The organism is Anabaena sp. TISTR 8404 (assembly GCF_056847745.1).
This window is the reverse complement of the sequence record NZ_CP180578.1, coordinates 6431511-6445917: the sequence shown is the minus strand read 5'-3', so window position 1 is coordinate 6445917 and position 14407 is coordinate 6431511. Positions and strand designations below refer to the sequence as shown.

The window sequence follows — 14407 nt, the reverse complement described above, 5'->3', positions numbered from 1 at the left end:
AGTAAAAGTTTACTTTTATCCTACAACAAGGTAAGGGTGTAGAGGTTTTGCTCACTTACACCCTACACCCCTATACCTTTGCTTAATTCACCTTTTATGCAGTTACTTCTTCTTGCTTTTCTTTGGTTTGCAAGGATGCGTAAAGGCGGTTTAACGCATTAACATATGCTTGCGCGGACGCAACTATGATGTCTGTGTTCGCTGCATGACCAGAAAATACTCTCGATTCATGGCGTAGACGAATCGTAACTTCCCCAATTGCATCAATTCCTGCGGTTACTGACTGCACAGAGAATTCAATTAGCTGGTTGGGTACATTCACTACACGGTTAATTGCTTTATAAACTGCATCTACTGGCCCAGTACCAATTGCTGCATCGGTTAATTCTTCACCGTTTGGGGTGCGGAGGGTGACTGTAGCTGTAGGACGGGCGTTGCTACCGCAGGAAACTTGTACTAATTCTACACGGAACAAATCGGGAGCTTGTTGAATTTCATCATTAACAATTGCTTCCAAGTCCCAATCAGAAATTTCTTTCTTTTTATCAGCAACTTCTTTAAACCTAACGAATGCTTTGTTTAGTTCTGTTTCTGATAGTTCAAAGCCCAATTCTTTCAAGCGAGTGCGGAAAGCGTTTCTGCCAGAATGTTTGCCCAATACGATTTGATTGTCTGTTAAACCAATCAATTGGGCATCCATAATTTCGTAGGTAAGTTTATTTTTTAATACCCCATCTTGATGGATTCCCGATTCATGAGCAAAGGCATTTGCACCGACAATTGCTTTATTTGGTTGTACTAACATTCCTGTCAAACTAGAAACTTGACGGGAAGTTTTATAAATTTGTCGCGTGTCAATATTAGTTAATGGTTCTTCAGAGTCAGATGGTCTGCCTAAGAAGGGATTGAAATATTGACGGCGGACGTGTAATGCCATCACTAATTCTTCTAAAGCAGCATTTCCGGCGCGTTCACCAATACCATTGATGGTGCATTCTAATTGCCGTGCGCCATTTTTTACTGCTTCTAAAAAGTTAGCTACTGCTAACCCTAAATCGTTATGACCGTGAACGGAAATAATGGCTTGATCAATGTTGGGGACATTTTCTTTAATGCCTTTAATTAACGCGCCAAATTCGCTAGGAGTTGTGTAACCAACGGTATCAGGAATATTAACTGTAGTTGCGCCAGCTGCGATCGCTCGTTCTAATACTTGATACAAAAACTCAGGTTCAGAACGTCCCGCATCTTCAGGAGAAAACTCGACATCATCTGTAAAACTTTTAGCATAAGCGACCATTTCTTCCGCGATCGCAATTACTTCTGACCTGGTTTTTTTCAATTTGTATTGCAGGTGAATATCCGATGTAGCAATAAATGTATGAATTCTGCCCTTGGCTGCCCCTTTAATTGCTTCTGCTGCTGTTTTAATATCGTCGTGTCTTGCTCTGGCTAAACTACAAATAATTGGACCATCTTCTGTCCCGACAGTTTGAGCAATTTTGCTGACTGCTTCAAAATCTCCCGGACTTGCAAAAGCAAAACCTGCTTCAATTACATCTACGCCTAAGCGGGCTAGTTGCTTGGCAATTGCCAGCTTTTCATCTATATTTAGCGTTGCGCCCGGACATTGTTCGCCATCTCGGAGTGTAGTATCAAAAATGATAATTCGCTCTGGTTTATTCATCTTTTTGGTTTTTTGTTTAGTTGTAGTTCTTTTATTTTAAATATTTGTAACCTTAGTTGTTTTGCTCTGATTTTTGTAAATAATTATTGCTAAGGTACTTGACCGTCTACTTTTTCTATTTGGTCTCTAATATCATTCAAATCAATATATCTGTCCGTAGCATTACGCAATTCCCTGGCGATCATTCCTTCTGTAGATACTACTGTAATATGTGTATTTTTAGATCTTAATAGTTCAATAGCTCTTTCAAAATCACCATCACCACTAAATAAAACTACCCGGTCATACTGGTCTACAGTATTAAACATATCTACTACAATTTCTATATCTAAATTAGCTTTTTGTGAATAGCGACCGGAGGTATCATCATAATATTCTTTGAGAATTTTCGTTCGGACTGTATATCCTAAACTGATCAGAGCATCTCGGAAACCTCGTTGATCTTGTGGGTCTTTTAAGCCAGTGTACCAGAATGCATTAATTAAAGTTGTTTCGGATTGCTCGTGTTTAAAATATTCTAAAACTCGTCGAGGGTCAAAAAACCAACCATTTTTTTGCTGAGCATAGAACATATTATTTCCGTCTACAAAAATAGACAGACGATTCATAGGGGAACCCATAAAAATTTACACCTAAAATATAGCAATGAATTTAGATTGAACAATAGATTATAGCAACTCTTAAATGATAAATTTGCTAATATCTCGGAACTACTTCTTCATGTATAGCCTTTATCTTACCTCTTTCAAAGCATAAATTTGACGCAATTATAAACCCAAGCTGCTGGGTGTTCGATAGTTTAACCTCTAACACTATATAAATATGTCCTATGATCAAAATCTACCAATAAAGTTGACTGAGTAACAGCATTCTTAGTTATATAACTGTCAATTTTACTCCTAAAGAGGTAAGGCATAGGTCTGAAAGGAGGATATTGTCTGATGCCCATATATCAATACAGTTGAGTTAAGGAAAGTTATCTGAATACGGCAAATGTGGAAAGTAGAGGAAGTAGTGAAGTAAAGGAGAGATTTCAAGTATATTAATCCACATATAGGTTTTACTGTTAACAAAATGGTAGACTTTTTGGCAAATGCGACCTGGATACAAGACGCTGAAGTCTCTTCAAAGAAAGCTTCCTGGATAATAATATTTCTAGGAGGCTCACATTTTGTATAGAGACATGAAAATCTCGCTGCAACCCAATGCAGAGTGGTAATATCCTGACAACGGTAGATTTTGACAGCAGGAGTGGAAACTAAGAAATAAACTCAAAATTTCCTCTTTCCTCCACCTCTATACCCTTACACTCGCAAACAGAGTTTCCACGACATATCGTCAAAAATCTCAGTCTGTCAGATGGAAATCTCTATAGTTTAAGTCTAGAGAAGGAACAATCACGGCTAAAACTCACCGAGCAAATAAGTCAGCCTCTGTCAGGGTTGAGAGCCTTCTAAGTTTATGTTCGTTCAGCAAACTGCTCAGACTCAGAGAAGATAAATTACAAATGTATAAGATTTTCATTTAACTTTTATTTCAATATGTTTCTAGTAGCAAAGGAACTCAATAAATAAAGTTGTACGTAAACCAATTATTAGCACGATATGGCAGAAGAACCTACATCTACCTTCAACAAACAATATGTCTCTACTGCCAATGTAGCTTCAGGCAAACCCACAAAAGTAACTCTGACAGCATCAGCACAGCAATCTAAGCTTGTGGCTCGCTTGAGCCATTTTTTAGCTGCTGCTTCCACAGTGGGAGCGACATTGCTAACTGCTTCTGGTTCGAGCTGGGTTAATTTGATGGAGAGTCAGACAGTTTCTGCGTTTTTTCAGCTGCGAGGAGCAATCGCCCCACCAGCAGATATCGTGATTTTGGCAATCGATGATCAGTCAATCTCAGTTCCCGAACAGTACTATAAATCAGACCCACAACAGTATGCCTACCTAGAACCACTGAAATCGTTTCCGTTCAAACGTGCTGCATACGCACAGATTATTGAAAAGTTAATGCAAGCAGGAGCGAAGTCTGTAGCTTTAGACGTAGTTTTTGACACACCCAGTAGTTATGGTAGTGCGGACGATCGCCAACTGCAAGCTGTATTAAAAAAATATGGCAGTAAAGTTACTTTAGCTGCACTATACGAGAATTTTGAAAGCCATCAAGGTACGTTTACGCAACTGACGCTACCACAAGACATATTTCAAGTAGGTTCAGTTTCAACAGGTTCAGTGAATTTCCCGCTGGAAGCCGACGGTAAAGTTCACAAATTAGCCAGTGAGTTTCCCAAGCTGTTAGCGACTGATGATATGCTCACAGAAAAAGTACCTTCTTTTGATGAAGCAGTTTTAAATGCAGCGCAAATCAAATATCCCCAACCAAAAGGCGATCACATTTATTTTTGGGGGCCATCTGGGACATTTGAGCGGATTCCCTTGTGGTACGTTTTAGATCCACCAAACTGGAATAACTATTTGCAGCAAGGCAGAGTTTTTCAAGACAAAATAGTTCTTATTGGCTCAACAGACAAGTTGAATAATGATTATCATCCTGTAGCCGTTGTTAATCCGCCTGAGAGAATGGCTGGGGTAGAAATTCACGCCAATGCGATCGCTACTTTAATGCAGAATAAAGCGATCGCTCCAGCAATATCTAGTCCTGCTTTGCAAGGATTGTTTGTATTAGTTTTAGTTGGCGGTACAGTCTATTTTGTCAGCAAAACTAAAAACAATATCAAAAGATTTTTGGCAAGTTTTGTCATAACCAGTATTTGGGGAGGAATTAGCTATGTGTGTTTCATACATGGTCAGTTAATTTTTCCAACTGCTATACCAATGATAGCGATCGCTTTCAATGGACTGTCTTACTTGGGAACAGAAATTGCCAGAGAAAAGTTAAGAACGCGCCAAATAGTAACTGTTTTTCAAAAATATAAAACATCTCCAGTTGTTCAAGAAATTATCAGCCAACAAGATGACCTGCAAGAATTACTCAAGCAGCGCGATTTAGCCGTATCAGGTAAAGTACTCGCCGGACGTTACAAAATAGTCAAAGTTCTTGGTTCCGGTGGATTTAGCGAAACTTACATTGCTGAAGATATGCACCGTCCTGGTTATCCACGCTGCGTTGTCAAGCAACTAAAACCAGCCAATACCCAATTCAAGGCTTTAGAGCTTGCTAGACGATTATTTAACTCAGAAGCAGAAACTCTAGAGAAATTGGGAACTCATAACCAAATTCCGCAATTACTGGCTTATTTTGAACAAGAAAATGAGTTTTATTTAGTTCAGGAATATGTAGTTGGTCATTCCTTGATTAAAGAATTACCTTCAGGTCAAGGTTTAAGAGAAACAGCAGTTATTGCAATTATCCGAGAACTCTTACAAATCTTAGTTTTTGTTCATGAAAACGGTGTGATTCACCGAGATATTAAACCCAGCAATATTATCCGTCGCCACGCAGATAACAAGCTGGTATTGATTGACTTTGGTGCTGTAAAAGAAGTCTCCGTACCACAAATAGAAAATTCCGAACAAACCCCGTTCACAATTGGAATTGGGACGAGGGGTTATGCACCTAGCGAACAATGTTTTGGTCGTCCACAATACAGTAGTGATATCTATGCGATCGGTATGATTGGCATTCGAGCTTTAACTGGAATTGCACCCCATGAAATCGATAGAAATGAAAATGAAGAGTGGGAATGGAGAGATAAGGCAGTTGTTAGTGATGCCTTCGCTGAGATATTGAGCAAAATGGTATTGGATGATTTTAAACAGCGATATCAATCAGCATCAGAGGTATTAGCAGTACTTAATGATTTAGCAATTTCTCAAGATACCAACACCTTGCCGCAACATGACTCATCAATGAATACATTATCTTTTGATGATTCAGACGTGCCAACTACACCTTGGCCAGGAAATTCAGCAGAGACTTTATAGTGCTTGAAAGTTAGTGGTCATAGCACTTCTAAGCAGCAATTATATTGTGGAAAAACTTGAACCGATTCAGCCACTTATCCCAATGATCAATTAGCATTGTGCGATTAAATTGAAAAATTTGAGCTTCTCTATCTGGCAAGGCTACGACAATCAGACCGTGATTTATCTTGGATTGAAAGAGGCGATCGCTATAATATCGATTTACTGCACCAGTATAAGCAGCTAACTGTAAAGGCTTATCATAAAGCCTATGAATATTAAGTTTTGGTTCCTCGGCTGTCGTCCATTCAATTGTGTGCGGAATATTTTGGTAACGTGCTACTAAATCAACTTTTCCGGCGTAACATTCAACATAGTTAGGTACAACTTGCTCAACTAATTGAATATCGTCAATTTCTTTTAGCACAGATTGAACACTATCCCAGTAAGGCTGAATAAAACTGTTAATCGATTTGGGTGAGTAGCCTTGCATATATTCTTTAACCAACTTGTGCAAAGCATTTCCTCGACTGCGACTGTTTGCAGCAATTTGATTTGCTTGTGCTTCGCCAACTTTTTTACGCCATTGAGATAGTGCTTTTAGGGATTCTGGTGACTGTGTGGCTTTTAAAATCGTGGTGACAGCAGGAAGAAGAATACCGTTATCACCTTGATAGTAGCATTGTCCATTGATGTAGATGGATTTCATAAGTTGTGACTTGTGAATTACTCCATCAACTAGCTTCGAGTATTAGTGTATAAAATTAAGTAAGAGTAATGTTTTTAAAATGCGTGATTTAAGGTATTAGTTAGGTATTAATTTGCATTTTAGATATTTAGACAGGTAAAACTTTAGAATATGGCTAGGAAATCGCTGCGAGTATCTCCAGAAAATATAGAAAAGGTAAAAAGAGCTTTTCAACGTACTGGGTTGACACAAAACGAATTTGCTAGTGATGTGAATATAAACACTCGTCAACCAATTGGCAAATTCCTCTCAGGTAAGACTGTTGATCATCAACTTTTTAAAGAAATTTGCTTCAAGCTGGATTTAGATTGGCAAGAAGTAGCCGATCTGCATAGAGATAGCAACTTTGAATTTAAGTTGCAAAAACCTGAATCGACAGTATTTTCTGAATCAGAAAAAAGACATAATGTTGACTTACTCATACAGGAAATACGACAAAAAATATACTCTTTAGTTCAAGAACGCTGTGGCACGATGAGAGTTCTTGATATGTGCCAGCCAATTCAATTAGATACAATTTATACAGATGTAAATATTCTAGAAAAGATCACAGGACGTAGACGTTTAAAAATTTCTCAACTATTGGATGGATTTGATTTAGAATCACATGATTTTAATCGATTGGGACTGAGTAAAAAAATTGAAGAGCGTGTTTCTGGACTAATAGCGGTTGAGCGTTATTCTAAATTGATGATTTTAGGTAAACCAGGAGCAGGAAAAACCACTTTTTTAAAGTATTTAGCTATTCAGTCTATTTATGGTCAATATCATACTGATCGAGTACCCATTTTTGTAACTCTCAAGGAATTTGCTGAAACTCAAGAACAGCAAGATTTAATTTCTTTTATAAATTATTTGTTCAATAATTACAATGTAGATATTGAACAATTAAAAAATGTATTAGAGTCTGGTAAAGCATTCATTCTTCTTGATGGGTTAGATGAAGTTATAGAAGAGGATAGCCATCGAGTTTTAAAGCAAATTCAGGATTTATTTAAACAATATAATAAGAACATTTTTGTGATAACCTGCCGTATTGCAGCCAAAGAATATACTCTAGAAAATTTTACCGAAGTTGAATTAGCTGACTTTGATGATGAACAAATCAAAATTTTCGTAGAAAAGTGGTTTCATAATAAGAATCAAGATTTTACAAAAATTTTTATTGAACAGCTAAAACACAATAAAGCTATTAAAGAACTCGCTACTAACCCTTTACTGCTTACAATGCTGTGTTTGGAATTTGAAGATTCAGGTGATTTTCCTGATGACCGTTCAGAATTATATAAAAGAGCTACACATACTCTTTTAAGGAAATGGGATTCTACACGTATGATTCGGCGCGATAATGTTTACAAAAAGCTGACTGTTCAGCGAAAAGAAGACTTACTTAGTCAAATTGCTATGACTACTTTTGAACGCAGAGATTACTTTTTTAAACAGAGAGATATTGAGAGATATATTGCTGATTATATTAGGAATTTACCTGACGCTCAACCTGATCCAGAAGCACTACAAATAGATAGTGAGCAAGTTATGAAATCTATTGAAGCGCAGCATGGGCTTTTAGTAGAAAGAGCAAGAGGAATTTACTCTTTTTCCCATTTGACATTTCATGAGTATTTCACAGCTAGGAAAATAGTAGCTAGTTGTAATCCATATTCACTAAATGATGAGATTTTAAAAAAATTAGTTACTCACATAAATGATTATAGATGGTTAGAGGTCTTATTAATGACCATAGAAATGGTACCCGATGCAAATTGTTTATTCCTTTTAGCTAAAAGATATGTTGATAATATTTTAGCCAATGATGAAAAATTCCAGACTTTTTTATATTCAATCAATAAGCTCAGTCTTTCTGTGGATGTTCCCTATAAATCAGCAGCTATTCGTGCATTCTACTTTACCCAAACAATTCCTTCACTCGGCATTAGTGCTGACTTCACTTTGGCTTGTGACATAGATAATTCATTAGATAAGGATATTGATAATTATTTTAATTATCTTGTTGAACAAATTGTCAAATATTTTAGGATTGAGATAGAACCAGATTTTTCCAGTTTAAGAGTGCGTCTTGCACTTCTTCGCAATCCAGTGTTTATGGTTAATATTGTTAATGATTCAGATATTGGTTGTAATATCAATATTCTTTTTGATAATGCCATTAACTATAAATTGAAAGAAGAATTACATAAACTTAAAAATCAATTACCTAAGATGAGTGATATCAATAGCTACGAAGATATCTTTACTCAATGGGTTCAAAACACAGGAAAAACTTGGCTTCAAAAGTTCAAAGGATTAATAAAATATTATTATATGTCATATAAAAACTGGCAATTTAGTAAAGAACAAAAAGAACTATTAAGTCAATATTATGGTGCAAATATGGCGTTAATAGATTGCTTGAAAAGTAATTGTTACCTAAATACTGAAGTGCGATCGCATATTGAAGATACCCTATTATTACCCATCGCTGAAATTGAGAAAAGAAAACTTAGCGAATAAGTACATATTCATAATTGGAGCAAAATACTCATTAACCAACTGCGAAATCAGTAAACTGACGCATATAAGGTGAGTGAAAACCTAAAACAATATCTTGCTTTGGCACACCCATTTCTACTAAATCAGCAGCAATATCATCTTCTGTACCATTCCATTGAAGCCAAATTTTTTCATTTTTAATATCTAAATGTATGACAGGGCCATAAACGCGCCTGCCTTTATCCCAACCAACATAGATAAGCTGATAATGGTCGTGTATGGTATCAAAGATAGTTTGCAATTCTAAATCATCATTTTTATGATTTGATGTTCGACGTTTGGCATAGTCTGTTAATACACGTTGAACATATTCTCGATATTTTTCTAGCTTTGCCATTTGACAATCTCCCCTTTAGTTGGCTCGAAGATGAGTAGATTGATTTGACTACGATGAATTACTGACTGGATAAATCTTGTAGTAAAAAATTCTTCATAAGTTATGGACGGAACTGCTAAATATAAAATACGCTCAGGCTCATATTCTTCTAAAGCATAGCGATAGTTAATAAATTGTCCTATTGCTAAATGGAAATCTGACAAAGTAGAAGGACTTAAAAAACTTTTAACTTCAACAGCAATTTTTTGACTGTCTCTATTGGCTATAATCAATTTTTCCGCAGCTATGTCAATAAACATATTAGTAAGCCGTTCAACTGGAATAGTTAACGGCTCATCTGTAATTCTCCAGCCATCTTTTTGAAGAGCTATTTTAACTGCATCGTGAAATCTATCTTTGGCTGACATCCCACGCTACTTGTAGCTTTTATGGGTATTTTAGCAAATACCTATAATGATAATATTCAATTCCACAAAAACGATAAAGGCGGGTGCGGGGGTCGAACCCGCTAGTCCCCGGAGATGGTGGAGACATTATCCGATAACCCTACATTCTTCGTCCCCGAAAGGCAAGTTGCGAATAAGGGATAACCCGCCATGAAGTGTGAAGTGTGAAATTTCAGACTACCCTTCGGGAAGCAACCCAAAGGGTGTCTACACACTTCAGCCTTTAGACTTTTTACAATTCGCCTGTTGCTAACAGTTGGATGATGCGAGGTGTTCCAGGGTCAAATCCTGCTAAATCCCAAGATAGTGGATCTTTGGGATCTACCAAAGTAATGCGGTATGGTGTCAGGGTGACGTATACAGCCTTGACATCTGGATTCACTTTTTTACGGTACTCTTTTAAGGCTTGGCTAGGATGCTTGTAACCAGCCCAGCTTTCTGAGTCAGTCCAAAAGCAGACTAAATCAGCTTTGCACTTATTTTGAATCATCCAGTCGTAAGCTACGGACGCATCTGTACCACCGAAGTTTTGATTGCTGGCTTTACGCACCGCCGAACTAAAACTGTCTTTGGCGGTAATATTTAACTCTCGGAACTCGGTAGCAAAACCGCGAATCATGTAGTTTTTCTCGGCTTTGGCTGTGACGAGTGCCATTGTGGTGGCAATTTCACAGCAACTTAGTCCCATGTCTGCAACTAAGCTACCCATCGAACTGGAAACGTCCACAGCGTGCATGAAAATTTTGCCTGTGGGTTCTACGACATCAAAAGACAATTCAACGGCTTTTTCTAAGATGTCTACGATGCGAGGAACTGGGTTCCAAGTTTTCTTACTGCGTCCAAGTCTTCCTCCAGACTCGTAAGTTTTGAGTGCTTTCAAAGCATCAATTGGGTGAATGCGACCTTTACGCAGATGTTCTTTGTTGTTGAGAACTCCTTCGACGCGCAGCAAGTTGGCACTTTCATCAGCACGTAATACACCCAGTTCTGTGAGTGAACCGAGGTTTCGTAACATTGCACCGATGGGCATTTCTTGAAATAGCAACTGCCAAGCTTGTTTATCCATATTACCCACAGGGGCAGCCATTTCGTGGGTTAAGCGTCCTTGCAAAATAGCTTCGTGGGTTTGTCCTGGGTTGCACTTCAGCCATTCATACCACCAAATCTGCGCCAAAGCTTGCGAGGGTATTTCTGTTGGTAATTCTGACCAACCTCTGACAACCCATTCAAATAATTGACGATGATTTTCTGTAGGCGGTTTGACGTGGAATAAACGCAAAGCATCGCGGTGGGTGAAGCCTTGGCGTTGTTGATATTTCAAGAGTTGATAAGCTAAACCTTTGACATCTTCCCGTGATAGCCAGGTTTTACCTGCTTCTCGCACAACTTTACCAAAGCCTCGCAGAGATTTGGTGTAGTTCAGCCATTCGTAAAAGTGACTACCTGTGCGAACAACTTGAGGGAAGATTTCACCAAAAGCCTTTTTTGCTTCTGGTTGTTCACTCATTGAGAGCAACACTAAAGCGAAGATAGGTGCGCTGTTATTGATAGCGCGTCCATCGCTGGCATAGAGAATTTCTTCCGCGACACGGCTAGGATTTTCGGCAACAGCTTGGTTAACAACTGCTACAAAATCTTCAGTTAATTCTTGTTTCCCAGCATAGTAGATACTTTGGGCTGTCCCAACTAACAGACAGCGCCGCAGCATCTTCCATAAGCCAGCATCAAACATCCAGCCACCGGAACGTCCTTGAATCATCTCGGTTTCCCGTCCGGGGATAGGCTGAGTTTGTGGCGTGCTGGTTTTATTTCTGGTGAAGAAGTTGTAGTTCATGGTTTCATCTCCCAGCCCTTGCGGGCAAAAATGAAAGGTGGCAGGGCAGGACTCGAACCTGCGACATCCCGCGTGGAAGGCGATAACCCTCATTCTTCGGCCTTTGCAGGCAAGGGGTGAATAAGGATGTTTAGGCGCTCTACCGACTGAGCTACCTGCCACATGAAGAATTTTGGATTTTAGATTTTAGATTAAATCTAAAATTAGGTTTTGGCTGGTGGAACAGGATTTGAACCTGCAACCTATGAATTAACAATAACCCTCGATTCTTCGGCCTTTTCAGACAAGTTTGTGAAATAAGGATGTTCATTGCTCTACCAAATTGAGCTACCCACCAGATGATATTGTTTGTTTTGGGTGGCGGAGCAGGATTTTTACCTGCACCTCCAGAAGTTTTTCTCAAGGATGTTTTAAGTTATTTGCGATAACCCTCGATATGTCGGCCTTTACAGGCAAGGTGGGCGCTCTGGGATTTGAGCTATCCGCTACGGTTTTGGGCTAACTCCTTTGGGAAAATCAGCTTGTAGCATTAATGTAGTATGTGTGATTTTGAATGTCAATAGGTTGAGGTTGGAGAAGATAAGTTTTTTAAACGCAAAGGGGCGCGGAGGTTTACTCTGTGGTGCAATATTTCTTAATGTTTATGTAAAATTTTTGTCTCGGCTGAGGGTGTTTTCGTCTGACAAAAATTTTTTGCCTGTTTTTGCCGGAAATCTCGCTTTGTTGAGTTTTAAATGATTCAGATTGACGATCGCACTGCGGTATTTTTCTGTGATTTTGCCAAACGATACAAAAACACGTCCCAATTTTTGCCAATATAATATATTATTTCCCAAAAAATTCGCTTGGCAAAAATCGGCATGAGTGAAAAAACAATGGAAAGTGGCGGGAAGGGTTTTCTCGTTCTACTTTTGCCAATCTCGTTTTTAATAATTTTCCTGGTTTCTACCTGGAGATTTTTGCTGGCGCTAGTTGTTTTGATTATTGGTTTCAATATCTGGCAGCAATATCAATGGCAACAATGGTGTCAGCGAGTTAACCCGGTTTTCCATCAGTTAGTTCGGGAAAACCAGGGAAAACTTACACCAATGGACTTGGCAATTCGGGGTGGTTTTCCTGGCCCAACGGCAAAACGCTACCTGGATGGCAAAGCTTCAGAGTTTGGTGCAAGTATTGTCAATCCTGGTACTGGTAGTGAAGTTTATTACTTTATTACAGCCAGTATTCTAGGTAATATTCTTGACAGTAGCGAGCCTGTCAAAACACTGTCTGCTCAACCTGTAACTACGGCTGCGCGATCACTTTTAGCACCGCCAGCACCTGAGCCAGTAGTAGCAGAATCAGAACCAGAAGTTGAATTAGCGCCGCCAGCAACTCGTGATGAAGTTAAACCAAATTTAGCAAAACAGTTAGTTTTTGGCTCTCTGATTCAATCTGAATTGGCAAAACGGTTGAATGTTTATTCCAGCACTGTATATAAACGGCGCAATGATCCAGACTTTCCGGAATGGAGTCGCAGCCGCGACCCCGACGGTATAGCTTGGACTTTCTCGGAAACAACTAAGGAGTTCTTTCCTGTAGAAGATTCATGAAGTGTGAAGTGTGAAGTATGAAGGATGAAATGTAAATTTTATTCTTTGGCCTAGCCTGTCGTAAGTCACTATGCATAGTAATGCAAAGCATTACAATCTATGCTTTTCAAACTTCATACTTGAGCCTTCATACTTTGAAACCAACCGCTTCGGTGATGGAATTTAATTTGTTTTGCTCTAACTTGGATAGCAAACCAGTTAGGATTCGACGCACCATCATTGGGCCTTCATAAATCCAGCCCGTATAGACCTGAATTAGGCTGGCTCCCGCAGTAATTTTTTCCCAAGCATCTTCTGCGGAAAATATGCCACCTACCCCAATAATGGGAATTTGCCCTTGGGTTTGCTGCCAAATAAACTTAATAATTTCTGTGGAGCGATCGCACAATGGCGCACCACTAATTCCGCCAGCTTCTTCTTGTGGTGGTTTACCAGTTTGGTCAATTACTTTGGTTTTCAGTCCATCACGGCGGATTGTGGTGTTCGTGGCAATAATTCCTGCTAGTTGGTAGGTTTTAGCCAGTCCAATAATGTCGGCGATCGCTTCCCATTCCAAATCTGGTGCTATCTTGACAAATATCGGTTTATGTGTTTTGTTTTCTTGTTGTAGTACGTCCAAGATAGAACTGAGCATGGCGGCATCTTGGAGCGATCGCAAGCCTGGAGTATTGGGCGAAGATACATTCACGACAAAGTAATCACCCAACTCTTTGAGTAAGCGGAAACTGTTGAGATAATCTTCGGCGGCGGCTTCTAAAGGTGTAACTTTTGATTTGCCCAAATTTATGCCGATGGGTATGGTATGAGTAAATTCCTTTTGTGCTGCTAACCTAGAAGCCATTGCTGCTGCACCACTATTATTAAAACCCATGCGGTTAAGAACAGCTTGATCTAAGGGCAAGCGAAATAATCGGGGTTGGGGATTGCCTGGTTGGGAGTGAAAAGTCACAGTTCCCAACTCGGCGAAGCCGAAACCAAAGTTCGACCAAATTTTTGCGCCTACCCCATCTTTATCAAAGCCAGCTGCCAAACCAAGAGGGTTAGGGAAATTTAGCCCAAACAAATTTTGTTCCAGACGGCGATCGCATAGACACAAAGACCGCTGTAAGCTTTGATTAACCAAGTCAGCAGAAACATTATTTGTCTGTGATAACCAGTTAAGACTGCGAATAGCCTGCTTATGTAACCACTCTGCATCTGTTTTCAGAACGTTGAACAGTAGTGGACGAAGTGCAACTTGATAAATATCCATGTGAATAAGGGAATGGGAAGTAGGGAGTTTGGAAT

The 14407-nt window shown here is 39.1% G+C and carries 11 protein-coding genes and 2 tRNA genes; 3 read left to right on the top strand and 10 right to left on the bottom strand.

Annotation, left to right across the window (positions count from 1 at the left end; all coding sequences use genetic code 11):
• Window positions 1–94: 94 nt before the first annotated feature.
• Both ACMX3D_RS27800 and labA read right to left on the bottom strand, forming a co-directional pair.
• The gene (locus ACMX3D_RS27800; protein ID WP_482748996.1) at window positions 95–1687 is read right to left on the bottom strand and encodes a 2-isopropylmalate synthase; all 1593 of its coding nucleotides are present in this window, start codon (window positions 1685–1687) and stop codon (window positions 95–97) included.
• A gap of 89 nt (window positions 1688–1776) precedes the next feature.
• Window positions 1777–2307, bottom strand: a complete 531-nt coding sequence (gene labA, locus ACMX3D_RS27795; RefSeq protein ID WP_015114631.1) for a low amplitude/bright protein LabA — start codon at window positions 2305–2307, stop codon at window positions 1777–1779.
• A gap of 984 nt (window positions 2308–3291) precedes the next feature.
• Between labA and ACMX3D_RS27790 the strand changes: the two genes are divergently transcribed.
• Window positions 3292–5634 (top strand): CHASE2 domain-containing protein, encoded by a 2343-nt coding sequence (locus ACMX3D_RS27790; RefSeq protein WP_482748995.1) that lies wholly within the window; start codon window positions 3292–3294, stop codon window positions 5632–5634.
• Between the two features lie 28 nt (window positions 5635–5662).
• On the opposite strand, the gene ACMX3D_RS27785 is transcribed toward ACMX3D_RS27790, so the two are convergent.
• Window positions 5663–6322, bottom strand: a complete 660-nt coding sequence (locus ACMX3D_RS27785; protein ID WP_482748994.1) for an exonuclease — start codon at window positions 6320–6322, stop codon at window positions 5663–5665.
• A 150-nt stretch (window positions 6323–6472) separates the two neighbouring features.
• Between ACMX3D_RS27785 and ACMX3D_RS27780 the strand changes: the two genes are divergently transcribed.
• A complete protein-coding gene (locus ACMX3D_RS27780; protein ID WP_482748993.1) occupies window positions 6473–8872 on the top strand; it encodes an NACHT domain-containing protein in 2400 nt (799 codons plus the stop codon).
• Between the two features lie 31 nt (window positions 8873–8903).
• Here the strand turns inward: ACMX3D_RS27780 and ACMX3D_RS27775 are convergent, their stop codons facing one another.
• The 6 genes from ACMX3D_RS27775 to ACMX3D_RS27750 all read right to left on the bottom strand — a co-directional run bounded on the left by ACMX3D_RS27775 (window position 8904) and on the right by ACMX3D_RS27750 (window position 12364).
• Window positions 8904–9248 (bottom strand): element excision factor XisI family protein, encoded by a 345-nt coding sequence (locus tag ACMX3D_RS27775; RefSeq protein ID WP_482748992.1) that lies wholly within the window; start codon window positions 9246–9248, stop codon window positions 8904–8906.
• Window positions 9236–9655, bottom strand: coding sequence for a XisH family protein (locus ACMX3D_RS27770; RefSeq protein ID WP_482748991.1), 420 nt, complete (start codon window positions 9653–9655; stop codon window positions 9236–9238). Before ACMX3D_RS27770 ends, ACMX3D_RS27775 begins: the two co-directional genes overlap by 13 nt.
• A gap of 271 nt (window positions 9656–9926) precedes the next feature.
• The gene (locus ACMX3D_RS27765) at window positions 9927–11528 is read right to left on the bottom strand and encodes a TROVE domain-containing protein (protein WP_482748990.1); all 1602 of its coding nucleotides are present in this window, start codon (window positions 11526–11528) and stop codon (window positions 9927–9929) included.
• Between the two features lie 37 nt (window positions 11529–11565).
• Window positions 11566–11689 (bottom strand) — tRNA-OTHER (locus ACMX3D_RS27760).
• 50 nt (window positions 11690–11739) lie between these two features.
• Window positions 11740–11865: transfer RNA gene (locus ACMX3D_RS27755), tRNA-OTHER, on the bottom strand.
• A 304-nt stretch (window positions 11866–12169) separates the two neighbouring features.
• Entirely contained in the window at window positions 12170–12364 is a 195-nt protein-coding gene (locus tag ACMX3D_RS27750) for a hypothetical protein (RefSeq protein ID WP_482748989.1), read from the bottom strand.
• A gap of 24 nt (window positions 12365–12388) precedes the next feature.
• On the opposite strand from ACMX3D_RS27750, the gene ACMX3D_RS27745 reads away from it, so the two are divergent.
• Window positions 12389–13120 (top strand): hypothetical protein, encoded by a 732-nt coding sequence (locus ACMX3D_RS27745; RefSeq protein WP_482748988.1) that lies wholly within the window; start codon window positions 12389–12391, stop codon window positions 13118–13120.
• A gap of 127 nt (window positions 13121–13247) precedes the next feature.
• Here the strand turns inward: ACMX3D_RS27745 and ACMX3D_RS27740 are convergent, their stop codons facing one another.
• On the bottom strand, window positions 13248–14372 hold the full coding sequence (locus tag ACMX3D_RS27740; protein ID WP_482748987.1) for a quinone-dependent dihydroorotate dehydrogenase: 1125 nt from the start codon (window positions 14370–14372) through the stop codon (window positions 13248–13250).
• Window positions 14373–14407 lie beyond the last annotated feature (35 nt).